We start from the raw sequence: 26,280 nt of genomic DNA on the forward strand, positions 1-26,280 counted from the left end.
CGGGCACACCCTGCCAGACATGCAGCACCACCGGGCACACCCTGCCGGACATGGATCCACCCGGAACACGAAAAAAGGCCGGCATTACCGAAACTGTTTTGAGTTTCAGACATAGCCACGGCATACCCCCTTACCATTGGTTGCAAAGTGTGAGCAGAAACGGTAAACCCTTCAGGATTGAGGGCGGCAACGGAAAGCAAAGCCGCGAAAAGTTTTTTATTTTTCATTTTGTTTTTTGTTTTATGCCTCACTGGAGGCGGTTATTTTTTTTGTTGGTGCAAAGTTATGGCTTTTATTTCATATTACAAAATAAAAACGGAATTATTTTTCGTTTTTCTTGAAAAATTATTTTTTTGACTCATTATTATATAAGAAATGGATCACCACCGGGGCACACCCTGCCGGACATGCAGCACCCACGACACTGGCGCCGCTTAATCCGGCCGTAACCATCCAGGGCGGCCGGGGGCATATTTGCCACCCATCCAGGAGCAGGGGCGGGGGGTGAAGGCACCAGTGTGGCGGCTGGTCAGCGGTGAGTTTTAGGGCTTTTGATTTTAGAGGGAATAAAAAAATGAGAGGTAAAACCTCTCATTTACATTAAGTTACGAAAATTTGTGATATATTTTTGGGAAGGTTGTTACAAACCCACCAACACAACAATTTGACTTTTTGCGTTGATTATCAGCACGTAAAGAGGAGAGAAAAAATAATGAATTTCAACAAAAGGATGCTTTTGTGGCATTTTTTCGCTGAAAGATTAGTTTTTTCCTTTGGTTCATCTACTTTCCTTTGGTCCGGTCAGATTGCTTTGGTTTAGACACTTTTCCTTTGGTTCGGTTCATACGGTGAAGGGAGTAGGTCACTTCACCGTATGATGGGTTCTTTAGGGATGAATGCGGAAAAGTTATGAGTGCAAAATCGGATGATATTGATATTACACAATCAGATAAAGTCGCCAAACTCAGCGCACATTTATTACAAGAAAGTTGATTTGATATAACGTATTTTATAAAGAGAGTTTTGATGATTTTGTTGTGCTTATTTTACTTTCTTCAGTCTGTATGTGGAGAGTTGCATTTCGGATTTGTCGGGTGTGAGCCATTCGATAGTCCAGACAGCCAATAGCGTTTCTCCTGTATTAGGGAATTTTACGCCTATTTCTTGCGGATAAACAGAATTGACGGTTTGGTATTTTCCATATTGATAACTGCCGACCATTCCGTAGTCAATAGAGAACGTACCGTTATCCTCGAAATCAAAAACATAATCTTGGTTGTTGTCAATAGCAACCCAATGCCCTTTTAGATCATTAGCGTTCCAGTAGGATGTGCCGATTACTGATTCGTCATCATCGTCGCTGCATGACTGGAAAGAGAGGGAAAATAATGAGACAATAGCCATCAAAAGGAGGGAAAAAATTTTTGCTTTCATAATTTCTTGATTTAATGAGTTTATGTATGAATGAATTTATGAATTGATGAAATGAGAATTAACGTTTTCGCATTAGGTCTCGAAAGATGATGTAACCCATGAATGGATGTTTGGAGATGCCGAAAAGGGCAAGGACGCAAAGTGGAATGAAGAAAAAGACATCACCTATCGCTGCAAGAACAAAGAGAATAATCAGCCATGGAGAGTTTTTTTCATTGTCTTTCGTTGTATTCTGCGATTCCGTATCTGCATCAGATGTATTCTGTTCATGTATGTTATCCGGAAGCAGTACTCCCGTGGACAACGATTCCTTGGGAGTTGCGATTGAACTGACGTAGGATGCTTCAGGTGGCACCATGTTGGGAATGATGTAGAGTTCCACTTGCTCTTCTTGCTCCGTCTGTTTTTCTTTTTTTACAGTTTCGTCCTTATCCATTGTATAAAAATGTCAGTTGGTGATAATTTTTGTTCCATCCACTTCTATCACGAGGTAGTCTCGTAGCCAACGGATTTCGCCGGAGTCGATGAATTGGATCATGCGCTGGTGTGTGCGACGGTTCACCTTGAGACAGATGGCATTACCCTGTTCGAGTATGCCTTTGCCGGTGATGAAGCGGACAAAAAAAGGTACACGCTGTATTTCCTTAGCTGACTGTGGAGGGTTGTAACCTGTGGTGACGAGGTTTGTGCGCAGGTCACGCCAGGAAAACTTCTCCATGTAGTTGCGGAGGTTCTGCCATGATTGGGTAGGTTGTATTTTGGGCATAGTCAGTACAGTTAAACATTTCCTGTTTCCACACCTTCTTCCTGTTCTTTCCCTTCCGACTCATCTTTTTCCATGTCATCCTCTGCATTGATGGGTACAATGGCAAACTTTTGATTGCAGGATGGGCACGTGAAAATGTTGTCGGCAGGGGCATTCTCATGAATACTGGAAATAGAGGAAAGAACAGCCTGTGAAGCATTGGGGTCTGCGGAAAAATCGAAAAAATCGAAAAACGAGCATCCTATAGCATCCGCCATCATCTTGACGTGCATGATGGATGGTGCATAATTGACCAAGGAATGAATAGTTGTGACAGACAGGTTCATACGTTCTCCCAACTCCTTATAAGATATGCCATGCGCACGGATTATGCGCTTTGCTACATACCAAGACGGTGTTTCCGTGCGTGTCGAAAATTTGGATGTTCTTCTTTCCATTGTGTTCTTTATTTTTATGCAAAGGTAGTGTAATATGATGATTTATGAAAGTAAAACGGAAATAATTTTTTATATTGTTGCCTAATAAATAAATTTTAAGCGGAAAAAAGTATGGGAAAGTGGTCAAAAGTTTCTGAAGACATGGTATCTCAAAAAATCGCCATGGTGTCATCACGACAGCACGGCGACAAACATAATCGTATAAAAAGAAAATTTCAAACCACAAAAAATTCAACGATAAGGTCTTGTAAACCATCTTTTGCAGAGACAGAGTAGGAGAGCTTGTTGATGAATCCTACCAGGCCGTTGATGCGAAAACGGCGTTCCCAGTGATTAGGTACGTCGGCCACTTGTGCTGCCGAGCATTCTATACGGATAGTATATTTGCGTCGCTTGAGAATAAAATGGGCGTATTCAGATAGGAAGGTGTCAAAAAGTCCGCGCGACTTAATTTTCTTCTCTACCTCACCTGTTGAAGAATTGATAACATCCGCATCAATAAGTGGGGCATCGGCCCATTCAGGCTGTTTCCATGCCCGGATTTTGAGAGAAAATCGTTCACCATTTCCGATACCCTCCTGTGTACCGTTATAGTCATACTCGTTGCCCCACATATCAATAGAATCGGAAGTGAGCGCATAGAGACCTGCCACGCTTCGCCATTTTGAGTTACCGAAACCATCATAATTATAATCATAAATCTGATAAGTAGCATTCGTACCACCACCACGCATTATGGCTATTGCCAGCCCCCAGTCGATTGACTGCAAGGGAGAGTTTCCATCCTCAGTTCCGGAGGGGTCATAATTCTCTTCCAACTTTATCACCATGTCAATGGAGTATTCACAGATGTTGGATGCAAGGTTCTGCCGGATTCGTTGCTCAATAAACTCATGTTCCATATCCTCATCTATGAAAGCCGCGAGGATTGGTTCACAACCTTGTGGATTCAGGATTACCGATTGTCCATCGCTCTTGTAAGAGCCAGATGCCGTCGCTATCTCTTGCTGGTAATTTACATCATTGAACACCATCGGCTGAAAGTCACTGCTTATCTCCTCCACGAAGTCCTCATTGAGTTCCGAACAGTCACCCAGTTCCACTCCTTTATACTGTCCTACCTCGAAGAGGACCGGTTTAAGATCCTGTGCCTTCTCCGCATCCGAGTTTACCTTAATGCGGTAAGCATTTCCCGTCTTCTTGTCGATATATACATTCATGTTGCCGCTGGCATTATTCTGCTGTGGTGCGCGGAAAATCTCATTATAGGTTTTATCCGTTATCGTAGATTTCTTTGGATAGTCGATGTAGTCATAGTCCGTATTATAGTCTTTAACGCCTTGGCGCACATTCGCCTTTTGTTCCTTGCTGGTACTTTCCTCACTGTAGCACATGCGAACCCCAGTAATTTTCTCCGCCACCTTGTGCATGGAAATCACCTTGCCGGGAAAGTCGATAGGTTCTTCCTGAGAGCGGAATACCTCCCGGACAAAGTAGGCACGCACATGCTTTTTCTCGTAGTTATACTCAAACTTAATGCCAAATGATGCAAAGAGAGAGTCGATGATGGTAGTCACACTCTCATCTGGGAAATTGTCGCTGTTGGCATACATCAGCATGATGTTCGCCTGAATCTTGCGTTCTATGACAGAAGGAAACACCGTAATTGACGACACGCCATCCGTTCCCACGTTTGCGATATATCTCTGTCCGTCTGAAGCCACATAATCTACACTATTCACCTGCATGTTCTGTCCATCATGGAACTCAAAAGAACCGCCACAACCACGAGAAGACAGCCAGTTGTTGATGTCATTTATGTCGGTAAAAAATGGAGTAGAACGATTGGGGTACTTATGTTCTTCGTCATACTTACAGTGTGTAGTGAAGAAACACAGGCGCCGCATGTCATCCACCTTCATCAGCTCCGAGTTGTCGAACGAGACACCAAGATAGGAAAAGAGGCAGTCAAGGAAGTAAAGCACATAGAAGCAGATGCCCGACTGCTGCCGATCGGCATCAAGTACCCAATACGGCCAGTGCTTATTATGTCCAGTCTTCTTAGTGATAGGGTCAATAGAATCTGCCGTCTTTTTCCCATCCTCGTCAATGCCATGATGATAATAAGCCACACGCGCATTGCAGTATTTTGCCGATGGATATGATTCAGACACATTGATATAAGACCTCTTCACCTTCGGGCGGTTCACAGCATTATTGTCGGCATAAGGTTCCACTGAGTTCACAATAGCCTGTTCTTTTGTCCCTGTGGTATAGCACTCCCCAGGGTAAGAGAAACCGAGTGCCTGCGGAGTAAATACCGCTACAGCAGATTCTGCCGTGGACGGATATTCGTTTATGTCCCCCTTTTTCCCCTCAAACTTCACTTGCACGTGATACTTGTATTTCAGTGAAGCTGTCACGTCACCGATTTTTTCACCAATAAGGATTTTATCTTTCAGTGGAACGTCGCGGCATGATAGGGTACCTATCAAGTCGTCAATAGAATGTTCGGACGCCGTGATGTTCATGGTCAGTGCACCATCCAGTTCCTCGTCTTCCGAAGTCACAAGCGTGCCCGAACGGAACGGCTGATTATCTACAACGATACGCATCTTCGTGTGTTCGAGCGAAACAGGTCGGTCAATGTTTGCAGGGTCATCGATGTTGCCAAGCAGGAAGCGGTTTCCCTCCATTGGCATACGAACCGGATAACTGAACATCTCGTTCTCGTTGAAAAGCGGGTTCTGATCGTCTATATCAATGGAGAAATCATCGGGCAGGACAAGCGGAATCTGCTTTCCGTTCTTTTGAGCGGTTATGGCGATATGACTATTCATTCTTCATACTATATTGATATATCAATGGCACTTAGACCGGAGAATGTTCGATAGAGTTGCACGGACACTTCACGGCCATAGTAATCTTCAAGGTATCTTTGCATACGGCCTTGTAGATGCCGCATTTCCATCATTATGGCAGGGCGATGCGTATCGCCATCTCGAGAATCCCAGATAGACACATAGCGACGTTGGTAGCGAGCCTTGCGGTCGTGTTCCACTTTTTCCCATGGACGACCTGCCCCCACACCCATATCCACAAAGCGCAGGTACTGATTGAACTCAATGCGAATGGTCTCGTTACCTACTCCAGATGACATCACTTCGTAGGTAAAAGAGCGAACTCCACTACCTGTAGCAAACCAGTCTCCACGCTTCTTACGCTCCTCATTCACTTTGGCAAAACCGGGATAAATCTCGGTCGGCCAAATGTGCTGAGTGCGAAAGTTCCTTTCGAGCGCCTGTACAGACTGGCGAGCGAACGTGCGCAGTACTACATTGACAGGGCGACGTGGAGTTTCTATTCGTGTGGCCATGATGCGTAGGAACTAAATAGTATCAGGAGAATCGGAATTATCGGATTTTTCTGACGGGTCAGAAGACTCTTCTATTTCATCTTGCTCCGAAATTTGTTGTTTGGCTATTTCCTCAGAGTATGCTTCTACGACCTCTTTCTTCTTAGCCTTCCGACGCAGATAGGAGAGCCGAGAAGTGGTCGTTGCCGTGAGCATGGCTATCTGGTCTTTGTCATTACCCACATAGGTGACGAAACGCTCCACGGTGGGAGTTGTTGCAGGAAAAGCATGAAGAGGCCCCTGCACAATGGCATATCCCTCGGATCCATTGATGATGAGCAGAGAGTCCGTGATGGACTTATGGAAGTAAATCTCCACGTGGAAATCCACCGGGAACTCTCTTCTTACGGAAGAAGACTCATCGGTTGTGGTGACGATTGTCAATGACTTAAGCCATCCCCGACGACGATACCATTCCAACACACGAAGAATAAGCAGTTCCGACTTTGGAAGCAGCAAAGTTATTTCAAGAGCAGAGCCAGCAAGATGGCTTACCGCCTTGATGATTTTCTCAAAAGTGACATCTCCATTAGACTGCCAAGTATAGAGCGGATATTCACGAAGCAAGAGAGGAAGCGTCCGCTCTACGCAGCACGGTTCCTGAAAATTGAACTTATCCATGTTTGTTATATTTTTCTTGATTGATACAAATAACGCGCGGAGCAATCTGCTCCAGTTGGATGCCAAGGATGTTCCACTCCGCGTATTTTACGGGTATAGATCCCCATTCTGCCTTGTCGAGGTTGATGCCTCGAAGCGCGGCCATCTCTGAAGCATTGAATACACGGCCGGATATAGGACAACGGCCAGTACGTTTCAATTCCCCAAGATATGCGAGCAAGTCCTGCGCATATTCATCCAGTTCCATCTGGATGCTTTCTCCCATGTCATCATCCTGTCGAGCATTCTTTGCCAATGAATTAGCCTTTGCCCTCGCCAAAAAGTAGATTGAATGCGCATAGTTCACCGACTTGTTAGCCGAAGCCTGTGCATCAATCAGAACCGAGTAAGCCATGCAAGGAGACTTTGCCATATTCTGATTACGGACAAACTCTGAATTTTCATTGATGGTACGTATTTTGTAAAAAGCCTTGTTTTTGGATCCCTTTTCAGGGTCGTGTGAGATAGGTGCATACATAGCAGCCCACGATTCGAGTATGACAGAGAACTTACAGATCATGTTGATGACGTTTTTCGTTAAGTAACTTTTCCAATTCCTCCTCGTCAATATCGAGATGTCTGGAAACCTTTGATGTCACTACTTTCTGAACCGCACGTGCCCATACAGCACCATTGCATGAAGACTCATTTTCAAGGATGCTAACGGATGTGCAGAGCACAAAAATAGCGGCTACGTACTGCCCCAAGTGTAGATTCCCGAGATGTCCGAGCAATTTATCGTCCACACCGACAGCGAGGAGGATGCAGAGCCATACCACGGTGAGGTCAGAAATCATCTTTGACATTCTTGCCGACTTTAGTTTCCCATCAGTTTTCGCATTAGGCAAAAGGCGTTTAATACGCCTGTTCAATCTGTAGGCCGTCAGACAGTCAAGCATTACAGCAAACACGCAGAGCAGTGCATACGGCACTGTGGGTTCAAGGTAGGCCCAGAGAAATCCCAATACTGCGGCACAACAACGTGGAAAGAAGTTTTGTATGAAAGAGACTATAGTATTCATTATATATTAGGATTAAATTGCCAAAGATGCAAGTGGTGAACCATTGATGTCGAGCTGCATGGAGAACTGTACCTCGCAAATGCTATTCTCCTGCCTATTCAGACCGGAAATCGTTTCATCTGCAAGGATGTGGCATGGAATCCAGTTAGCACCAATCTTAATCCATGCTTTTTTCGTCATCAGAAACTCGTGCATGAACCACGACTGCCAATAGATGTCGAGCGGACCGGATGAAAGTTTCCAAGTCTCGTAGTCGTTACTCTTAATCACGACACCGCGTGAGAACTGCCCGAAAGTCTCCTGTATAGAGCGGATGTAAGATTCCGATGTCACGTTCATCTCCGTTGTGCGCAGAGAACATACCGAAACACTTTCGAGACATCCCAAACCATTTACAAACCGAAACTCGTACCGATCGGTACGTTGAGATGCAGGAAGCGCAAATACCTCACGACCATTAAGCACCTGCAGACCTTCCTTTGTGATGTTTACTACGGAGGATGTAGGTCCGGAAGAAATACCCGCCTCACTCACCGGAGCATCGAAAGACAGCGGCAGCACCATTGTCTCACCAACAGCCACCACCTCCGGTGATGAGAACGGTTTACGAGAGAAATGTTGCGCCAGTTTACTCTTTATAGTTTCAGAACCAGAAGCCAGCAAGCGTTCGAGGTCAGAATATGCCCCGAAGACCGCCTTATGACCTTTGGAATTTGTACTCCATTTATTGAAGTCATCCGGTACATCATGCGCTTCACCATTCAGCATCCATTCATCGTGTGCATAGAGGTCATAGACAATATACGGATAAGCGGAAGGCGGTTCAACCGTATATTCGTAACTATCCGCCACCGCCCGCAGTGCCGAGGAAATATCAAAAGAAAGGATTTCCCCACTCTCGGCAGGAGAAGACAAAATAAGATCCATGTAGTTGCCACCATACAGTGCCGCATGAACAGCCAGATTAACCCTGTGGAATGCACATGCTCCATTGATAGAGTCAGCCTGGACCTTGTACGTGATGGGAGATCCACAAAGCGGAGAAGCCCCTTGAATGAGTAATCCTTTTGCCATAGTTACGTATTGGAAGTGTTATCAGAGTTCTGAGAAGTAATACCAGATTTGGAGTTATCAAGTGTTGTCATCACCTCCCGTTGAATTTGCCATACCAGATGCTTATCCCACTTGTTGAACGAAGACACCACGTTAAGCGTTTTCAGCATGATGTTCTGCGTTGGAGATTTCATCAAAAGGCGGAGCAAGTAACGTTCGCGTATGTCCGTTCCACCATTAGAACCTACAAGAGAAAGAGGAGAAGATCCCAACAATCTTGCATCAAGCCCCATCGCCATGAACACCACGGAAGATATTTCTGCCGTTTCCTTTTCGTTGGCTTCCGCTGCAGACTTGCTGTTCGCCACGATTTCTACAATCTCGAACGACTTGTGCTCCTTTCCATCTGCACCCATGAATGTAAACGCCAAGAGCGACTGTCCCGCGTTGCTGCGATTAGACAGCCATCCATTGATTTGCGCAAATAGTTTGTCGCGCAGTTCTTTTTTCTTGTCGGCATCTGCATTTGCCCCCATCTGCGTAAAGAGTTGCTGCAGGTAGTCGTTGTGCAGATAGATGACACGCCCAATAATACTGGCATTTCTCTTGCGGGAAAGGCGGTCGGAAATGATAGTAGAAAGATACTCGTAAATGTCACCTCCAAAGATAGAGTGCCATGCTGGAGTAGGGTAGTACGGTCTCCCTGCCGTGGGATATACCGACGGCATGACGAAGCGAGTAGGCCGTTTGCTCACACCTACATGATTTTTCCGTGCATTACGTACATGTTCCTCCAAAGAGTCAAGAGGAGAGTTCATGTTAAGGCATGGCAACGCATATATGAGCGGTTGAGACTCCCCCAAATCAATGAAAGGAGCATCCAGCCAGCGGTTAGAGCAATATACATAATTGATACGATTGTGCTTGTCCATTCGCTCTAATCGTGTTGTATGGCAGGTACGGTGAGACAGGCCGACAACCTTGGGGTACCAATTCTCTGTAGCAACCGGTTTTCCTTCTTTGTCAAGTGCCAGCTGATTCAGTTGCAGCTCAGGGAATGAGATACCAAAAAGTTCCTGGTCGAGAGCAAGGGAAAGCCAAGTCAAAGCAAGGTTGTTGCGTTCAATAAAGTAGTGAACCTCTGGCTCCGTATTTTCCCATTCTTTCAGCGCATCCTGCAGGGATTTAATTTGTGCTCCGAGTGACTCCTTAAGGCCATTGAAAACCATATCTGCCTCTGAGGAGATACAAGAAAGTATTGGATTTTCCTTAGATTCGGACAGGTTGGCATCGTCGCTACCGCCACTGTCAGGATGAGTAGAAAACGATGCCTTCCTATCCGAGAGGAGTTTCAACAGTTCTCGCTGCTTGTCGATAATCTGTCCACGAAGGAATGTACCCGCATCCTTATAACGAATGAATCGTGTGGTGATATTTCCACCCACATATTGTGCTGTATCGTACATTGGTTGTGGCCCGAGACCTGCACAGAGATCCGCATTAAACTTATGTCCAGACGCCGTATATGGCTGCAAGTACGTAAGGAAAGCCACGAGATTAGGCAAGGAATTACCGAATCCCCACTCCATCCAGCCAAGGCCCTTAGTACCGATGTCGTCAGAACCCTGCAAGTTTTCGTTGCCGGATGAAAAATAAAGCGTAGGAATAGACTTACGTTGGGACGAGCCAGATGCGGCAGATCCGGAACGCAGTTGCGAACCGATAAAATCCGCCCAAGAGATACCTTGAAACTCATTGACATACGTTTGGTCGTTAGGCATCAGGATAGAATAACCTTGTTCGTGAAGTTCACGCGCCTTGTCAATCATCTGCGAGGGCTTGATTCGAGAAATGTTATTCAGATTTTTTTTTGCCATTATTCACTTCAATTATTGATGTTACAAAGATACAATCTCTGTCATACGTGAACGGGACAACCCCATTACTATAGTGCGTCTATATACTTTCGTATGCCATCGACATGCAAATTCTCAATAGCCTCCTTCCCCTCATTTGAAAGAAGAAAATCTACATCCGCCTTGCTATCCTGAAAGAGATTTTCCGTCAAAACGGCAGGGCAAGCCGTGTGTGCAAGGACATAGAAATCAACCTCCTTGTCGCGGTCTCCATCCGTTGTATCTGTACGGAAAGGCTTTTGCGCCTTGGAATACATGCCCAACTTCTTCCGTTCTTCCATATAGGCAGCATAACTTTTGAGATGGACTTCGGCAGCATCGTAGAGACATTCAGCGAGTGTATCGGCTTTCGTCTTACCTTTTGATGTGTAAGCCGTCCAACCACCAGCATTCATCCATTGAGACCCACTACCTGCAGCATCAACATGTAAAGAGACATAGATACAGTTAGAGTTTCCGTAGCGTTTGCAGAGGTCATTTACCACCTTGCAGCGGTATTGCAACTCCCGTGACTGCTCCGTTTTTGGTGATGAGGACTTGATAGACGCATTTGGATGTGAATCTACCATGTCTATTACTACATTGTAGCCAAGTTTTTTTAGTTTGCCCGCGATGCCATTGATTCGAGAGCGAGAATACTGATATTCGCACAGTGACTTGTCGGGCGAGCACTTGCCTGGAGTAGTGGCGAGGTGTGCCGTGCCAAGGATGATAAGGAAGTTTTGTTTCGTCATAAGATATAAGTATTGAATTATAAATTACCAGGAATAAGCAATTTGCCATCAGGAAGAATTTTATAGACATCGGTGCTACTTACATGTGAGCGAATACCAAGCACCCCTCTTTGTCCGATTAAGGTCCATCTGACATTATCAGAAGAACCGTATGCCTTAATAGCTTGAATGGTAATCGTTTCAAGACCATCCAAAGAATGAAATGCACCTACAGACATACCAGAAGCCATCACATTTTCATTGGTAGATCCCGTATAATATGCCATGAAAATACCATCAGAGGCCTCATACGCAAGCACACCATTAGACATGAAAACGAAGGTAAGCGTAATTCCCTCGTATGCCGATGGTTCAGGAAGATATACAGTTGCCCCAGAAGGAACAACATACGAATTACCGATATTCGTGACAAGATCTACCATCTTTTTGCCATTGACCGTTACATATCCACCTTCAACCGTATAGATAGCCTTTGTACGAATAATGCCTTTTGCATCAATTTCTCCAGTAGTACCATCAATACTTATTGTGATATTTCCATTCGCATCACGCGCTTTTGCGTAGTTCAGCAAGAGGTTCTTAATGAATCCCTCTTTGGCAAGCAGCAAGTCCGTTGCTGTGAATGACAACCTATTCGATTTCTCCCAATGTTCCGTATCAAGATAAGGCTGCGTAGAAGATATATATCCTGCAGCAGCAGTACGCCTTTTCAGGCGAAAAAATGCTGTTCCACCAGTAGTAGATGCTGTAGCAATCACCACGTCACGTACCCCCTCGCAGAAGTAATAAGGTGTGTTTGCCTTCCATTCCCCTCGTGGATTGTTGCTACATTCCGTATCAGCATCATATTCGTGCTCGCACCACGCTGTAGGCATAGGAGCTTTTTCCAGTTTCGGCTGGCAGATTTCAACATAAGTGTTGAAGATGCGGAATAGAAGCATTTGTGTGACCTCTGTGATAGCCGACTTCGTTTTGAATGTAACATAGTGAAAAGTCCATCCCCCCGAGTCCGCGTTGGGCTCATCTTCCGGAGAAGTCCAAGATACATTACCATCCGAACCAAGTCCATTCTTCACCAATCCGTCCACAAAGTAAGTAGAGCCGCCAATCAAAGCAGATGGAAACAGATAAGTAGAAAACTGAGAACCATTATCTATAGAAATGACACGAAACCAATTGATGGTAACAGTTTCTCCATCGTTGCCACCTACACCAGAACTTTTATACGCATAGAAAGAGATATGATAAATTCCTGCCACCGTGACATTCAGTGTACCGGAAATTGCAGTAGTGTCCTCTTTAGAAGACACTATTGCCGCTACACTTGCGTTCCATCCAGTGCCCGGTGATGGGAAATATCCATGCAGATAACCACGTAAGGCTACAGGAGATGTTGATTCCATAGCAGCTGACGAGCAGTGACCATTGATTTGCAGTTTATATTTCCCCGCTTTGAGATAAATCTCGTGAATGGCGAATCCGTACTGCTTTGACGTTTGATTTACCATGCGCCTTGTCCGCGAGAAAAAAGACAGCGTGTACCATTCATTCGGTTGGATTTTGGCGAAAACACCAGGGACATAAAGTCGCTGTCTCAGCATCTCCTTGTAAGTGGAGCTATTTGGCCAACATCCGAACGCATTGTACGAACCACGTGCCTGTGGAATCACCTCATCAGCCTTGACCTCCCATTTATCCATTACATTTTCAGAATCGAAAGCCGATTGTTCAAGAAGGTTCGGTTGCATGGAAAGATTGTATGTATCAAGAAGACGCAGTACATTCTTATTAAGTGATGTCGTATCAGAATACTCTATATGTTCACACTCCCACAAATATGGATTAGACTGTGTAGCAGCCGTCGGGCATCCCGTTGTCCCACGCTTATACCATCCGTTTGCCGTTGTCAATGACGTGGTAGAAGGCGGTTCAATGGTAGGAGTCAGTTTGCAATAGAAATCATCCACCTTGATTCCGTTGCCCGTAGCTGCTGCTATACGAATGGGCAACGTCTCACGGTCAATTATATTCTCATCTGCTATGGAAGCCATAGTAGTAGCGGAAGAAAGGATGAACTCGTATGCCGCATAAGGTGTAGTGTTCGGTATAACCAGCGCATAGTTATTTGCAGCAAGAAGATCCTTCATCCATGCCCACGATCCATAAGTACCAGTTTTACTAACAGGACGAAAAAATATGTTGTAAGGCGCTCCACCCTGATACCACAGATTATTTACATTCGTACCCGGGTAAGATGTGAAACCTGCACCATCTTTTTTAGTATATCCACAATTTATTTTCACCGAAGCAGGTGTGAGCGCATTGGTGTTCGAGCGTGAAAATGCCGCCTCTGTCTGCGAAAGTAGAAGTTGATATACGGGAACTGGTTTGCCATTTTCTCCAGGGAAGACAGGTTTAAGCGTAAAGACAGCAGTCCGAGAGCCATAAGTAGCGTGGGACACCTGGATGGTAATACGCACCACTCCGCTTTTCGTCCAAGTTCCAGATGAAGATGATACTATGAGCGTACCACCGACAATTTTGTTTTCGGTATTCACATTGGTAGAAATAAGTCCGGCTGCATTCCCCGTAATCTCCGTTATGGTAAACACGGCTCCAGCAGCCTCCGTGACCTGCGTAGAACCATAGAAAGCCTTAGCATTGATTGTCCATGATTGCGACGCAGAAGCAATACCCGAAGCCAACACCGATACGGCATCCATCTCATTATCGAGGTCAAGCACAAATGCGGATGAACCGGAATCTCCTTTTGACCCATCCGCAATGACAGGAACAGTCTCACGGTCTATAAGTCCCGTTATGTTAGCATCATCGCTATTCGTGTTGTTGATATAGGAAGAAGTATTTTTACATAAAATAAATTGAAGTTTATCATAAGTCTTTACGTTAAATGAAGTTAGCAGAGATTTGTATGAAGTATATGAATAATAAAGGGACTGCCAATTATTAGAAGAACGAGAATGTCTCCTGAAATAAATACGATACCCATCTATTGGTGATGTAAAATCTTCCACAACAGAAATGTTTGCACCATCCATCTTTTTATATCCACATAGTATGGAGATAGACGAAGGAGTTATATCCCCCGTATCAGGATTACGCTGTACGTTAATTGCAGAAAGAGAAGGAATCAGCGCATACACCACCGGAGACACACCCGGTTGTCCTGAGCGTACTACAGATGCCGTGTAAGTAGCATTGTATGTATTCCCCTCGTAAATCACAGGTATAGAAACGGCATATTTGTTTGCTGAAAATACCGTATTAGCAGGAAGCAGCCACTTTATGTTTATCACCCCAGACGATACGATTATTGTAGGAATCTGAGATGCCAGTCTTATGGAAGATGCAGCCGGTGCCGTAATGCCAGATGTAATAAGTGAGCCACCTTTGTAGATCCGTACATTCGTTTCGAGGACGAGTGCCGAAAGTAGTTTGCCAGTACTATCTGTAGGTATGGCATCTTTTTCGTTGTCGAGGTCAATAGAGATGGCAGACTGGCCATCTGTGCCCCATACGGTAGGACCATCCACCACATAGGTAGTGTCCGTCACTCCGTTACCATCCACATAGACAGTGCGCGTACAACGCCATAGATATTTTTTTTCCGAAGAGTAACCCGCAGAAGTCAATGCGTTCCATGTATTCCACTCGCTATCCGATACAGGAGCAGCTGGCGCAATGCCATCCGCATTCGCCTTGAAACGAACATCCTGAGACTGAATACCCCGACCGGCAAGGCCTTCTGCGCCTTCGGCTATGACACGAATATCATGGCGCTCAATGTTCACCGAACCATATTTCAGTATAAAAGAAATTACGGAACAGTTGGCAGTAGAAACCAAAGAGCCGAGTGCATAGGAAGAAGATGTGCTATCTTTGATAACCGTTATAGAATAACCGGCAGGAATCGTGGACTGATTTGTGGCCGTTCCATCCGCTTCACGCTTGATTAGCGAACAAGATACAGAAGCAGGAGAGAGCGATCCATCTTCTGCTTTCAGGATAGACGAAGCTGATGGCACAAGGTCGTAGTCAATGCCATTCTTTCCGAGAGAACCGCCGAACTCGATGACAGGAGCCAACGAAGTTCCATCCGTAAGAAATGTGATAGATTTGTGCCAAAGATAGGGTAGGGCGGATGTCGGCATTACGGCTGTGCCCCCGACAGGCACATACTGCCAGCGCGAATCATTGGCAGAGGGTGTCTTTCCAGTAGCCTCGATAAGATAATAGTTATCCGTATGAGAAACGGAGACAACGGGTTTCTCTGCAGAGATTGCGAAAGTTTGAGATATGACAGTTTGCATGGAGGGAACTCATTTATTTTTGAGCAAAGATAAGGATATGAAGTAAGGAACAAGGGACAAAAATCCCCGAAGTAAGACTTCGGGGATAAAGGTTGTCAGGTCTATGACATCAATTCAGGAAGCTGTCACGATGCCAAAGATTTTGTAGCCGTGATTGGCTATGAAATCATAGCTAATAGTAACAGTCCCCTTATTTGAAGAAGTGGTCATAATTGGCACAGACCCGGTTATTTCCTTTTGCTGGCCATCGAAAAACTGTACAGAGAAATTCGTATAGTTGCTATTGATGGCCGTAGAGTCCGCCATGGTCGCCACCCATGCCGTTACCTCACAGGACTCTCCTTGATAAAGTTGTCCGGAGAAATCCGCATTTCCGTTGTTAAGAGAAACGTAGAGATATTCCGGATCCTGCGTATCATCAATGGAAGCAAACGCCGTAGCAACCCGGTTTGTATGGTTCGCATCGAGGAAGAAATCACAGCGTATGATGATATTATCCGTTACATCCGCTTCCGATACCGTGAGCGACTTGGCATCCTTAGCTGCCGTTATCTCCTGACCAGTTCCCGCATTATACCATTGTGTGAACAGCGATGTAACAGCAGAACCGTCTTCTCCAAAGAGAGAAGCGTTAATGGTTACAGTTTGTCCCTTGGAAGATATAATCGCTGATTCAGGAGAGAGCAATCCGAGATAACCCTGCGTTGTCATCTGAGCAATCTTCACATCCACTTGCGTAGCAAACGGAGCCTGTTTCCCTGCAACCTCCACAGCTCCTTGGAATCCGATGGTGTCGAGGTCGATATTCGATGCAGAAGCAAGGTTGGAGATGATGGTCAGTTTCGGAACAAGATAAGAAGACCCGTTAAGAGACACAGTAATTGTCCCCGTCTCAAAAAGCGGATCGCCACTTGCATCCAAAAAGTTCGTGGAAAGGTTGTTTGCATCGAATTGAATAGTAATGTCGTTATAGATCCATTCCGCATTGTTGATTTGTGCGGCCGTGAGATAAGAAATCCCACGGCGGATAACCGGATAAATAACAGGTCGCAAGGACGCATCATTCTTCCAGTCAGGTATGCACTTCTGCGTATTCGCATTGTAGTTTTGCGACAGTGACCCCTGCACACGCAACGACCCCTGCACCGTGATGCCCTCTTGTAGGGCCGTCAGACAGAAATGGTTAGAAATCGTATTAGCCATGACTTACACATTTAGCGATTCCACGAAGTCGTTGTAGTTCATAAATTCCTTAAACTGCGGAGAATCGGAAAGTTTTAACTCCTTTATAACCTCTGCCAAAGTCTTACGGAGCATTTTGTGCTCCTCATCGCGCGGATAGCGTTGCGTGACGATCTCATCTTTCACTCCGTCAGGAAAACGAGCATCCGACACCTCATACACATCGTAAGTGTATTGATTTACCATCTCCTCACCATCCTCATCAGCATTGAGGGTAGGCACCTGTTCAACTTGTTCGTTCGTGTAAAAAAGTCCACGGTTGGAGCCCGTCAGTTTTTCGAGTCCGAGGGCATGAGGATGAAAATCTGTAATCTGATACATAAGCGTAAAAATATAAGTTGTTAATAATTTATAGCAAACTCACGGCGGATGCGTTCCTCTTCCTCTTCGAGCGTATATACCGTACCCTCGAAATAAAGTCCACGCCAGTCCTTCTGGATTATCTTGTCACGCATAGGCAGCGCCGCCGTGCGCAGTTCCTGCACGAGTAATTGTGCACTTGTAGAGTAACGAACCAGACCTTCTCCTTCCACTACTGCTTGGACGTCGAAGTACGGTTGTTTAGTATCTGTCCTTTTAGACGGCCTTTCCTCCTTGTCCACAATTGTCTGGAGTTTTCCTATAAGCATATCCGCCTTAAACTTTTTACCCGCAAACCGCGTAGGTTGTTTTTGCATATTGATGATGTTTTTTGTAGTTATCGAATTTTTCAACTTTCTTTCTCAGATTTCTTGCATTACAAACCTGTAATATGCCGTTGTAACTGGCGAGAGAACGTGCCTTGTGGCGTGTGCGAACATATTTCTTCTTCGTATTGGATAGCATGAACACTTTTCCGTTGGGATGAAACACCAATCCACAGAATCGAAACGGAGCCTTATCAATACGTCTTATCTGATACGGTTTGAAATGCAGCCGGAGTTTTGTAGCAGCAAAACGACTCCCTTCCTTTGCAATTCGTGCAGCCTCCCACTCTGTTGGTGCCACGGCCCAAATGTCATCCGCATAGTTTACAACAATAGCTCCTCGTTCCTTGAGGAAACGAACCAACGGAGCTATCATCAGCGAAGCGATAAGATGCGAGATTGGGTCTCCGATTGCCAGTTTACTCTGTTTCATAATATGATTTCTCAAGAGGGATAATACCACTTTGTCAGAGATGATATGTTCCAGCCGTTTCATCACAAGCACATTGTGTATGTTATCATAAAATTTGCGTATGTCTCCCTGCCACATATACATTGCCTGAGACGAACGCATAATGCGCTGCACCTTGCGGACGACCGACCATCGAGAATCAGAAGCCGTCACACCCCGATAGGGCAATCCAGCACACATGTCATCCGTTGCCTGATTGATGATAAGCGGTTCAACGGCACCTTTGTATAAGTTCTGGACACAACGGTCTTTATAAGGAAGAACGGAAATATCCCGTTCCTTTTTCTTGTCGTGAAGTTTGAAATGCCGATACTCCCCTACGCGATATTTCCCAGAAATGATGTCTGCCATTACCTGCTTAGAAAATCCATCGACATCCTGCATTACATCCGCTACCTCCGGTTTCTGCCGTTGTTTCGCCGACTTTCCCTCATAGGAAGTATAACAAGCATCGTAAAGATTGCTGGCGTTGTAGATATATGCACGAGTACTTTTTCGCATTGTTTTCTTGTTATTTCCCCCAGGATTCCCGGATTGTCTGAAAACATTATGCTGTTTCGGACTTTCCGGGTTCTCCTTTTGGGCATTATTATTTATATATTGATGATAAAATCACCTGTGTGCGCCGATTGCGGAGTTCTTGACTATCCCCGCGTCCTACAGCCGCTTTTACTGCGCTGTCTGACAGGATTCTTGCTCCCACTGTAAGAATTGTTTGCTCCTTTGTATGAGCTGGCTCTGCAACTGCCTTGCTCCGAGTGAACCGGTGTATAAACACAGAGACACAGTGAGAAAGGGCTTATATGATAGGCTGAAACATGTAGTAAAGCTACACGAAACAGTTGCTATTGGCGCTGGGTTACGAAACCGATGTTCGAGTTCGAGTTCGAGGGCGAATTGTTAGCGTTCATCGTAAACGGAGACAAATTCGTGTTGTTAGCGTTGTTGCCACGCCGAAAACCACGGACAGAACGGGACATTGCAGCCGCCATATTAGCGAGGAAATCTCGCTTCAACCCTCACACAGCGCCGTTACTATCGCTTCACGGGGTTGTTGCGCTGTGCATAGGATTTTTTGCCATTCGGCCCAAGAGCGGAGTTTTTCACCCTATTCTTCGTCCGCTCTTCAGCTATTCAGATGCGCGGCGGCATTAACGCCGCGCATAATACCTTTCAAAGATCCCACTACTGCAGGAGTGGGGCGGGCAAGCCCGCCGTTTCCGTTTTCGCTATCGCGATGTGCGTGGGTAATTCCCACGCACGTTTACGATTGCGCTACCGACATCTCAGACGTATCGACCTCAACACAGGTGCCGAAACCGATGCTCGAGTACGAGTACGAGGGCGAACTGTAAGCGTACATCGAAAACGGAGACAAATTCGTGTAGCTAGCGAGGTTGCCACGCCGAAAACCACGGACAGAACGGGTATTGGTACTCGGTTTTCCACCTGTAAACCAATTGTACGCACCTACATAAGTATGCAAATTAGCACCTGATGCCAGTTCTGTACTTTTTGCAAGGAAAAGGCATTTATCATTGTAATCTTTACGATAACCTTCCTTTGTTCCCTGTATCTGACCAATGAAATCGTAAGTTGTCTCAAAAGGTAGAATGGTGGCAACTGCGGTGTTCTCCGAAGCATTACTGATAAGCATCTTGCTTTGTGTAGGCTGATAGTAAGCCTTGTAAAGTCCAGTGCTATCCTCTGTAAAAATTAGGCCACTCGTCCATCTGGAAGGAGAAACATCCGTGCTCCAACCACGATACATGGCACCACAGAATAGGAAATCCACCCGATGACCTTCGAGTGAAGCCCCACCCGTAGGATCCACTGTACCTGCAGCGAACTTCGTACTAAACATCTTCCATACAACACAAGTGAGTACACCTTCAGATGGTCCGGAAAATCCATCTATATGTCTCCACTTATACTTGTTCCCTTCAAAGGAAAACCATGTCAGCTCGGGTATGTTGTTTTGGATAGCATAGAACATTACGCGCTGCCGTTCCATGATGCGCCACGGCGACCGCCAATCGTTGAGCATTTGCGCAACATATATACCTGTTGAACTGGAGATGAACCCATTTTTTCCCAATGAAGCATAGCGTGTGGTAACACTATCGCCACCCAAGTAGCGCACACCATTGACAGCGAGATTGTCATTAGCCTCCCACCGCGCGGATGTTGTTGCAGCATCGTTCGAGCAGAAGCCTGAGCCCATTAGAGAGGACTTATGCGCATCGAACGTACCACCCTCTGCAATGATATGGCCTACCATGGTGGCCACAGCCTTTGCATGTTCGTTGAAGAACGGAATTGTCTTAGAACGATCGGCATTCAAGTTCATGGCATACTGCTCACCTACTGGTAATGAGAGATTCGTTGTGTGTAATCCACCGGCTCCTCCGAATATGGCCCCATTCGCATCGTAAGTTTCCGTGATAGCATCACCGACTCCATTATAAACAAACTTACCTACAAGACCATTCATCACCTGATAAGATCCGTTCCACTCGGGATTATATGCACTGTGCATACGAGTTACACCATCGGAATCTGCATGAGCCACACAATTGTCAGGAGAAAGACCAAGCGGTTTGATATGTTCAGCAGCATGTCCCTGCCACTCAAACATACCACGAGACCGGAGGAACACATCATAGGTGACACCATTCACTGTAACATGTCCATTGATTTGATAAAGGTCATAGATATTCGTGATATGCACCTCACCCTCGCTACCATCCAATGCACGAGCATGACCGTAGTCATCCACATACCAGTTCAAGTTGTTCAAGACATAGAGCAACCGGCCGGTTCCCTGTTCAATCAAGCAAGGACGAATGCAGTCAAAGACAGACTCCATACCTACATCGTGCTTATACGTGCGGAAACCCAGATTCGGATCAGAAGTACCTGCTATGCGAACATACCCCTCGACTCCATATCCAAACAGTTCAGATAGTTTTCCGACAGACTCCTTCAATACATCCAACTGTTCTGTGAGATTTACACCACCGGAAGACAATATCCCCATCAGTTGTTCGCCCGTGGCTTCGAGGATTTGCCCCTTGGAAGTAAGACAATATACCTTAGCGATTGATTCGCCAGAGGACAAAGATGTTTTTGCTTTTAATACACCCATATTGATAAGATTTTGAAATTATACATTATTCACAGTTCAACTTCTTGCAGTTATGGTAAGTCCGGAAGAAGACAGAATGTCATCACCGGATGATGTTTGTAATTTTGCAAACGGACCACGCAGAGAGCATTGCGGATCAGCGATATACTTGATGTCCGAAGAATTGCGCAAGAGTTTATCTGAAACAGACACCATCACATCACTTTCAGCGAGAGACATCGGAGTGTCTTTGCTGCCCTGCTTGCGAAGGGTCCAGTCGCAAAGTAGCCATTCACGCTGTTGAGCCAAGGAAAGGTCACTATGCTTCGGATTATGCACAATCAATCCGAAAGTCATCTCAGACGTTTCTGCAATCACTCTATCACCGCCATAAGAATAGACTACAGGCCGCAGGGCCGGGAAACGCCAGGCGATAGATGCCGTAGCCTCATTCGGAATGTCCGGTTTTGTCCCCGTAGGAGAAGTGTTGATACGGCACCGCAGTAAGATGTTCTCCGTGAAATCCATGTCAATGGTAAGGATATTAGAGTTTTTCCCACTTACATACCATAGGCAATCACCATCAATTTCATTCCAAGAAACCCCATTATCCTCGGAGAAATCCCAAAACCAAGTTACGATGTCAGTCTTTTCGTTAGAACCGATATATGCTGCCGCCTCGAAAGCGTATTGCGTATCTCCATAAGCAAGCGGAAAATGCTTGCGTGTGCGGTCGTTAAGAATTTGAATACTCCACTGTTCATCGGCATGAAGAATTGCCGAAAGCGGAATAGAGTCTGAGAGGACAAAAGGAGAGCCCGTTCGTGTATCTGTAAAATGCAGTTCACAGTACACGACACCCCCCTTGAGGTGCGTAAAATTCTTACGTACAACGAGTGCATTCCCGGATAGATAAAAGTCCTTGGTAGCATTCGTGTCGGTAATCTGCATATCGTCCACATACCAGAATACAGTAGGATAAAGCGCAGAAGTATCGAGTACATTGTCCGTGTCAATTATCGACCATTCCGGCATGAGCATCAATGGTCCATCCACCAAAGCACCGTTCTCGTCGTAGGCGTAAGCGTGCGTATGATCAGGAATCCATTGCTGTGTAGTCTGTCGATAGAACTGCATGGTGGACATACCACCTTGCGGCACTATCTTCATAGACGTGTTGAGTGGTGCATATTGAACAGCCACTGCCAATGGTTGAGAATTATTCAGCCTTTTCATCAGTGTGAGCGAGCGATGATGTCATAATCCAAGAGAGACGAAAGCACGTAATCCACCAAGTCCTTCGGCTTGATAGAGCAAGGTTGCCCATCGGAGTCAATACCCATGATGCGCACTACATTCGATGCTGCATCAATCTCAGGAGTATCTTTCGATGTAGCAGCCTCGATAGCGGCACCAACATCAAAATACTTAGACCACCATTCGGTGTCTGTCACCGGATGACCACAGTTATTCGGTTTTCGTGACTGATAGATGGCCGTAGCCAACTGCACCTGGTCCAGCACATCGTAATTAAAAGAAGGATCATACTCGCCACGCGAGAAAGGGATGATACGTCCGATTATCTTTTTTGTTACCATAAATTCTATATTATTGCCGTACAATGAAATTCACGAAACAGTTGTTAATTTTTATGATTCAAAATAAAGCGTACCCGCTTCTTCATCAATGCCGAAAGTGCCGGAACTGATACCTTCCTGCTCAAGATTTCCCGTTTCCGGGTTGATAGAAAGCACGAGAGGTTCGTTGCCCTCTTCCAAGTCTGTCACTCTTTTAGACAATTCATTGAAATCAGCATCCGATGGAAAAGAACCTGCATCTAAGACAGAAGAATAAGCAGAGGAGGGCCGACGAGACGAGCGAAGACGAAACTGTTGTCCCTCAGCGAAACGGACAATAGAGACAATCAAAGAACCGCTTGCCGTGAAATTACGATGGACGACCCACGGATTAGAAGGAGACAACCTCGTTTCGAGTACCACACGTACAGGGCATTTCGTTGCAAAGCCCACTTGTACCTTGATGCCCCCATTCAGAATGGGAGAGTAGAAAAACGACTTGTCATAAGAAAAAGCGATGTCCGTCATATACGAGATAGTTTTATTTTATGGCAAAGATACAAAGAGAAGAAATGGAGAATGGGACAAACTAAAACGCGCAGCGAGACAAGAACTGCCGGAAACCCAGAAGCCGCTGTCTTGCTGCGCATGGTCAATACTCCATAAATGCAGGGGGTCACTCCGGTATAGGCATACACATCCCGGATAAATTGTTTAGATGATACCTGACCCCAATATAAAGGTCATCGAAAGCATCCGTGCCATCGGTACGGTATTCCAGTCGTACCGCATCATCGGCATCTTCGGAAAGTTTTTCACCAGCCTTGTTCTTGCGAAATCCCTTGTAGCCAATGGAAACCTCTGCCGACTGCATGGCAACAATAAGTGCCTCATTGTTTTCCCTATTAAAACGTATGGCAGGGTAGGCACAGCCGGCCAGCGATTCGTTGATGTCCTTGTACTTAATCTCGTGTGCCATGGGAGCCCTCATGTCGATAGCAATAACATTCCACCCGAACAAGGTAAGCGTGTTAATGACTACATCCTTGAAGTCTTCCATACCCTCGACAGCATATCCACGGAACTTGGCAGTAGCATTATAGAAATACACCACATCACGACATTTCGCCATCTTCGGTTTGTAGTAATGATGCCAGTCGCCACATAGTTCGCGGAGCTTACGCTCATTCTTCACAAACATGGAAGAAATGACATTGAGACATTCCTGTTTGTCGCGTTGATATAACTGCCCAGTTACAATCCAGTTGATATTCGCATTGTAATCCATGGCGATGTAGAGCGGCAGATTGTCCACCACATCCCCATCGAGTGTGCAATCCTTCAGTTTCTGTAATTCACCAAAATCAGGCGTCTCATATTCTGTATCAATCTGTTGTCCACCATGAACAGTAGAAGCCGTCCGTTTGACGATGGAAGAGTCAATGGCCGGACAGTCGTCAGGAATATATCCGTGTATATTCTCTATGTCCAGATTGGAGTAAAAACCATCGTTTGATTTCGCCTGCTTGAGATTGAGAATAGAGATGGCAAACACGATGGGTGGAAGGTCACGCTTCATCCTCTCGATATACTCCTTGCCAAGCAAGTCCACATTGTCCAAAGTCGTCGCCCGCCAAAAGCAAAACGCATAACGTTGCAGTTCCGCAATATGCTTCTTATACGACTTTGACTCGTTAATCATCTGCATATCGAAATCCTGCTCCGGTGTAATAAGATACTTATGGCAAAAGAGCAGTTCCGCTTCATCAGGAGAAATCAGATTATAATTGATGCACTGCGTCAGCATAGCCTTGTTAATGCGGTGGCCATAATTCGGAAGAATGCGGAATGGTCCCTCATGGTTCATCATAGCTTCTGCCTTCACCTTGACCGCAGCAATCTGTTCAGCAGGAAGCACGATGGGCACACACCCATCCTTCTGCGCATTACGGAGCAGTTCATTATAGAACATAATCCGTTCCGCATAATTGGTCAATTCCGCCTGAATTTCCCGGTATGACCTATTTGAAAAAGGCCCCGAAGAAGGATGCTGATCCAGTTTTTCCTCCTCCTTCTCCAGCCAGTTGCCCTTCACTGTAAGTGAGGCATCCGAAGCGAAAAATGTAGATTTGTAAAGCGGGTTTTCCTCAGAGAAAGCCGGATTGCCGAGCGGATGCACGATACCAGACAGAGCCGCCATTACCTCCCCGTCAATCTTCGACTTCGACATAAACTTGCACTCATCCGCAACGATAGAGTTGGCCGTGATAGAGTTGGCCGAACCCGTTACGGCCAAAGAAATCAGCTGCCATATCGTACCATTAGCAAACCAGATAACATTCTCCCATGATTTCGGTTTGATGATAGGCTCCGGCACCCATCGAGGCGGTTTACCCCATCCGAAGTGCGTACCCTCACGAAGGCCATAGAAACGTTCTATTGCCGCAATGGTACCCGGCACGGTACGTGTATAAAGCTGTTTACGAGAGTTTCCCAGCCAGATGTTAGTAGCCCGTGGCATAGAGAGAGAAACCCGATAGATACGAGGCCCAATAGAGCCATCCGTCTTACCGAATCGTCGAGAAGCCAGCAGACGCACATCACGCGCATTCGTATAATAGATGCGCTGTTGCATCGGGTTAAGATACACATCACGTCGTTTCATTGAAGATGTCATTTTCAGGTTCAGAATCAGGTTGTTCATCCGGCATCTGCCATGATCCATCCGGTTGCTGGAACAGTTCGACAGACTGTTTGCGTGTGAGTCCGTATTTGCGGCCCATGCGTGCCTTCTCCTCATCCGTATAGTTCACGCGATCGCGTTTGATAACCGTCACATCCCCCGTGATATTTATTTCCATGTTTGGCATCTGATCCGCCGGATTCTCCTTGTCCTTAAAGTTGTCGTACAACTGCATCTTGAGATCGGCCCCTGCCTTTACCGAGCGCGAGTCCCCCATCTTCATACCTTCCCGCATCAGCCAGTCGGACGCATCCAGTACCTTTGCGCGTTCGATATTATCAATCGGTGTGTCGAAACGGCCGATAAGATAATTCAGCAAAGCGACATCATTGGAGATCTCCGTTACCGAGCGCGGAACACCCGGCCGGATGTTCAGAACACGCACATATTCCATAGCCTTCTCGTTACCCTCCTCAGCCTTATGAAGAAAAAACGGATATTCACGGGCAGCGATACGCCGGATGATGTCTGACGGCCGGATTTGCTTATCCTGTAGCCACACCTGATAGGCTTCATACACCAGCATGGCACGGAAACGCCTGTCAGCGGACATCGCCATCTTGTCGATGGAGAGTCCGCCGAGAATCCAGCGTTCAACAAGTTCAAAGTATTTTTTTGAAGGAAGAGACATTTTGATTAGCGATTGGTTAAATTTCCGGTAAGTC

The 26,280-nt window shown here is 45.8% G+C and carries 24 protein-coding genes; 1 reads left to right on the forward strand and 23 read right to left on the reverse strand.

The features are described 5' to 3' along the window. The coding region (locus MoGM_RS13365; RefSeq protein WP_233210235.1) for a hypothetical protein at positions 1–341 on the forward strand (341 nt) is incomplete at its 5' end. 700 nt (positions 342–1,041) lie between these two features. Here MoGM_RS13365 and MoGM_RS08835 read toward each other — a convergent pair. The 23 genes from MoGM_RS08835 to MoGM_RS08945 form a co-directional block, all read right to left on the reverse strand. Continuing rightward, complete coding sequence (locus MoGM_RS08835) at positions 1,042–1,407, reverse strand: hypothetical protein (RefSeq protein WP_158249588.1); 366 nt, start codon at positions 1,405–1,407, stop codon at positions 1,042–1,044. Positions 1,408–1,492: 85 nt separating this feature from the next. Continuing rightward, positions 1,493–1,870, reverse strand: coding sequence for a hypothetical protein (locus MoGM_RS08840; RefSeq protein WP_104369718.1), 378 nt, complete (start codon positions 1,868–1,870; stop codon positions 1,493–1,495). 12 nt (positions 1,871–1,882) lie between these two features. Next, positions 1,883–2,200 carry a hypothetical protein gene (locus MoGM_RS08845; RefSeq protein WP_104369719.1) on the reverse strand — a complete coding sequence of 106 codons (318 nt, stop codon included), beginning with the start codon at positions 2,198–2,200 and terminating at the stop codon, positions 1,883–1,885. 11 nt (positions 2,201–2,211) lie between these two features. After that, positions 2,212–2,637, reverse strand: coding sequence for a helix-turn-helix transcriptional regulator (locus tag MoGM_RS08850; RefSeq protein ID WP_104369720.1), 426 nt, complete (start codon positions 2,635–2,637; stop codon positions 2,212–2,214). 215 nt (positions 2,638–2,852) lie between these two features. Then, positions 2,853–5,477, reverse strand: coding sequence for a hypothetical protein (locus MoGM_RS08855; protein WP_104369721.1), 2,625 nt, complete (start codon positions 5,475–5,477; stop codon positions 2,853–2,855). A gap of 8 nt (positions 5,478–5,485) precedes the next feature. Then, positions 5,486–5,797 carry a hypothetical protein gene (locus MoGM_RS12805; protein WP_146078699.1) on the reverse strand — a complete coding sequence of 104 codons (312 nt, stop codon included), beginning with the start codon at positions 5,795–5,797 and terminating at the stop codon, positions 5,486–5,488. Positions 5,798–6,025: 228 nt separating this feature from the next. After that, the gene (locus MoGM_RS08865) at positions 6,026–6,673 is read right to left on the reverse strand and encodes a hypothetical protein (protein ID WP_104369723.1); all 648 of its coding nucleotides are present in this window, start codon (positions 6,671–6,673) and stop codon (positions 6,026–6,028) included. Beyond that, positions 6,666–7,232, reverse strand: a complete 567-nt coding sequence (locus MoGM_RS08870) for a hypothetical protein (protein WP_104369724.1) — start codon at positions 7,230–7,232, stop codon at positions 6,666–6,668. Before MoGM_RS08870 ends, MoGM_RS08865 begins: the two co-directional genes overlap by 8 nt. After that, the gene (locus tag MoGM_RS08875; RefSeq protein ID WP_158249589.1) at positions 7,222–7,644 is read right to left on the reverse strand and encodes a phage holin family protein; all 423 of its coding nucleotides are present in this window, start codon (positions 7,642–7,644) and stop codon (positions 7,222–7,224) included. The genes MoGM_RS08870 and MoGM_RS08875 overlap by 11 nt, the downstream gene beginning before the upstream one ends. Before the next feature lie 102 nt (positions 7,645–7,746). Beyond that, positions 7,747–8,808, reverse strand: coding sequence for a hypothetical protein (locus MoGM_RS08880; protein ID WP_104369726.1), 1,062 nt, complete (start codon positions 8,806–8,808; stop codon positions 7,747–7,749). 2 nt (positions 8,809–8,810) lie between these two features. Beyond that, positions 8,811–10,664 (reverse strand): hypothetical protein, encoded by a 1,854-nt coding sequence (locus MoGM_RS08885; protein ID WP_104369727.1) that lies wholly within the window; start codon positions 10,662–10,664, stop codon positions 8,811–8,813. 68 nt (positions 10,665–10,732) lie between these two features. Then, positions 10,733–11,437 carry an N-acetylmuramoyl-L-alanine amidase gene (locus MoGM_RS08890; RefSeq protein WP_104369728.1) on the reverse strand — a complete coding sequence of 235 codons (705 nt, stop codon included), beginning with the start codon at positions 11,435–11,437 and terminating at the stop codon, positions 10,733–10,735. A 17-nt stretch (positions 11,438–11,454) separates the two neighbouring features. After that, positions 11,455–15,768 (reverse strand): hypothetical protein, encoded by a 4,314-nt coding sequence (locus MoGM_RS08895; RefSeq protein WP_104369729.1) that lies wholly within the window; start codon positions 15,766–15,768, stop codon positions 11,455–11,457. Between the two features lie 114 nt (positions 15,769–15,882). Next, a complete protein-coding gene (locus tag MoGM_RS08900; RefSeq protein ID WP_104369730.1) occupies positions 15,883–16,971 on the reverse strand; it encodes a hypothetical protein in 1,089 nt (362 codons plus the stop codon). Positions 16,972–16,974: 3 nt separating this feature from the next. Beyond that, positions 16,975–17,331, reverse strand: coding sequence for a hypothetical protein (locus MoGM_RS08905; protein ID WP_104369731.1), 357 nt, complete (start codon positions 17,329–17,331; stop codon positions 16,975–16,977). 20 nt (positions 17,332–17,351) lie between these two features. Then, positions 17,352–17,639 carry a hypothetical protein gene (locus MoGM_RS08910; RefSeq protein WP_104369732.1) on the reverse strand — a complete coding sequence of 96 codons (288 nt, stop codon included), beginning with the start codon at positions 17,637–17,639 and terminating at the stop codon, positions 17,352–17,354. Positions 17,640–17,655: 16 nt separating this feature from the next. Then, on the reverse strand, positions 17,656–18,669 hold the full coding sequence (locus tag MoGM_RS08915; RefSeq protein WP_104369733.1) for a reverse transcriptase domain-containing protein: 1,014 nt from the start codon (positions 18,667–18,669) through the stop codon (positions 17,656–17,658). Between the two features lie 763 nt (positions 18,670–19,432). Next, complete coding sequence (locus tag MoGM_RS08920) at positions 19,433–21,316, reverse strand: hypothetical protein (RefSeq protein WP_104369734.1); 1,884 nt, start codon at positions 21,314–21,316, stop codon at positions 19,433–19,435. A gap of 36 nt (positions 21,317–21,352) precedes the next feature. After that, on the reverse strand, positions 21,353–22,531 hold the full coding sequence (locus MoGM_RS08925; protein ID WP_104369735.1) for a hypothetical protein: 1,179 nt from the start codon (positions 22,529–22,531) through the stop codon (positions 21,353–21,355). Then, on the reverse strand, positions 22,531–22,893 hold the full coding sequence (locus MoGM_RS08930) for a hypothetical protein (RefSeq protein WP_146078701.1): 363 nt from the start codon (positions 22,891–22,893) through the stop codon (positions 22,531–22,533). The genes MoGM_RS08925 and MoGM_RS08930 overlap by 1 nt, the downstream gene beginning before the upstream one ends. Positions 22,894–22,944: 51 nt before the next feature. After that, entirely contained in the window at positions 22,945–23,400 is a 456-nt protein-coding gene (locus tag MoGM_RS08935; protein ID WP_104369737.1) for a hypothetical protein, read from the reverse strand. A gap of 148 nt (positions 23,401–23,548) precedes the next feature. Beyond that, positions 23,549–25,576 carry a hypothetical protein gene (locus MoGM_RS08940; protein ID WP_158249590.1) on the reverse strand — a complete coding sequence of 676 codons (2,028 nt, stop codon included), beginning with the start codon at positions 25,574–25,576 and terminating at the stop codon, positions 23,549–23,551. Then, positions 25,524–26,246 (reverse strand): hypothetical protein, encoded by a 723-nt coding sequence (locus MoGM_RS08945; protein ID WP_104369739.1) that lies wholly within the window; start codon positions 26,244–26,246, stop codon positions 25,524–25,526. Before MoGM_RS08945 ends, MoGM_RS08940 begins: the two co-directional genes overlap by 53 nt. Positions 26,247–26,280 lie beyond the last annotated feature (34 nt).

It is taken from the genome of Prevotella sp. MGM1, assembly GCF_002933775.1.
Classification (GTDB): domain Bacteria; phylum Bacteroidota; class Bacteroidia; order Bacteroidales; family Bacteroidaceae; genus Prevotella.

What these genes read in the sequence shown, in the direction of transcription:
- MoGM_RS08900 (WP_104369730.1), bottom strand. Translation starts at nt 16,971, where the DNA reads ATGGCTAATACGATTTCTAACCATTTCTGTCTGACGGCCCTACAAGAG.
- MoGM_RS08840 (WP_104369718.1), bottom strand. Translation starts at nt 1,870, where the DNA reads ATGGATAAGGACGAAACTGTAAAAAAAGAAAAACAGACGGAGCAAGAA.
- MoGM_RS08845 (WP_104369719.1), bottom strand. Translation starts at nt 2,200, where the DNA reads ATGCCCAAAATACAACCTACCCAATCATGGCAGAACCTCCGCAACTAC.
- MoGM_RS08945 (WP_104369739.1), bottom strand. Translation starts at nt 26,246, where the DNA reads ATGTCTCTTCCTTCAAAAAAATACTTTGAACTTGTTGAACGCTGGATT.
- MoGM_RS08855 (WP_104369721.1), bottom strand. Translation starts at nt 5,477, where the DNA reads ATGAATAGTCATATCGCCATAACCGCTCAAAAGAACGGAAAGCAGATT.
- MoGM_RS08915 (WP_104369733.1), bottom strand. Translation starts at nt 18,669, where the DNA reads ATGCGAAAAAGTACTCGTGCATATATCTACAACGCCAGCAATCTTTAC.
- MoGM_RS08880 (WP_104369726.1), bottom strand. Translation starts at nt 8,808, where the DNA reads ATGGCAAAAGGATTACTCATTCAAGGGGCTTCTCCGCTTTGTGGATCT.
- MoGM_RS08895 (WP_104369729.1), bottom strand. Translation starts at nt 15,768, where the DNA reads ATGCAAACTGTCATATCTCAAACTTTCGCAATCTCTGCAGAGAAACCC.
- MoGM_RS08935 (WP_104369737.1), bottom strand. Translation starts at nt 23,400, where the DNA reads ATGACGGACATCGCTTTTTCTTATGACAAGTCGTTTTTCTACTCTCCC.
- MoGM_RS08940 (WP_158249590.1), bottom strand. Translation starts at nt 25,576, where the DNA reads ATGAACAACCTGATTCTGAACCTGAAAATGACATCTTCAATGAAACGA.
- MoGM_RS08905 (WP_104369731.1), bottom strand. Translation starts at nt 17,331, where the DNA reads ATGTATCAGATTACAGATTTTCATCCTCATGCCCTCGGACTCGAAAAA.
- MoGM_RS12805 (WP_146078699.1), bottom strand. Translation starts at nt 5,797, where the DNA reads ATGTCATCTGGAGTAGGTAACGAGACCATTCGCATTGAGTTCAATCAG.
- MoGM_RS08885 (WP_104369727.1), bottom strand. Translation starts at nt 10,664, where the DNA reads ATGGCAAAAAAAAATCTGAATAACATTTCTCGAATCAAGCCCTCGCAG.
- MoGM_RS08925 (WP_104369735.1), bottom strand. Translation starts at nt 22,531, where the DNA reads ATGAAAAGGCTGAATAATTCTCAACCATTGGCAGTGGCTGTTCAATAT.
- MoGM_RS08850 (WP_104369720.1), bottom strand. Translation starts at nt 2,637, where the DNA reads ATGGAAAGAAGAACATCCAAATTTTCGACACGCACGGAAACACCGTCT.
- MoGM_RS08870 (WP_104369724.1), bottom strand. Translation starts at nt 7,232, where the DNA reads ATGATCTGTAAGTTCTCTGTCATACTCGAATCGTGGGCTGCTATGTAT.
- MoGM_RS08865 (WP_104369723.1), bottom strand. Translation starts at nt 6,673, where the DNA reads ATGGATAAGTTCAATTTTCAGGAACCGTGCTGCGTAGAGCGGACGCTT.
- MoGM_RS08890 (WP_104369728.1), bottom strand. Translation starts at nt 11,437, where the DNA reads ATGACGAAACAAAACTTCCTTATCATCCTTGGCACGGCACACCTCGCC.
- MoGM_RS08910 (WP_104369732.1), bottom strand. Translation starts at nt 17,639, where the DNA reads ATGCTTATAGGAAAACTCCAGACAATTGTGGACAAGGAGGAAAGGCCG.
- MoGM_RS08920 (WP_104369734.1), bottom strand. Translation starts at nt 21,316, where the DNA reads ATGGGTGTATTAAAAGCAAAAACATCTTTGTCCTCTGGCGAATCAATC.
- MoGM_RS08930 (WP_146078701.1), bottom strand. Translation starts at nt 22,893, where the DNA reads ATGGTAACAAAAAAGATAATCGGACGTATCATCCCTTTCTCGCGTGGC.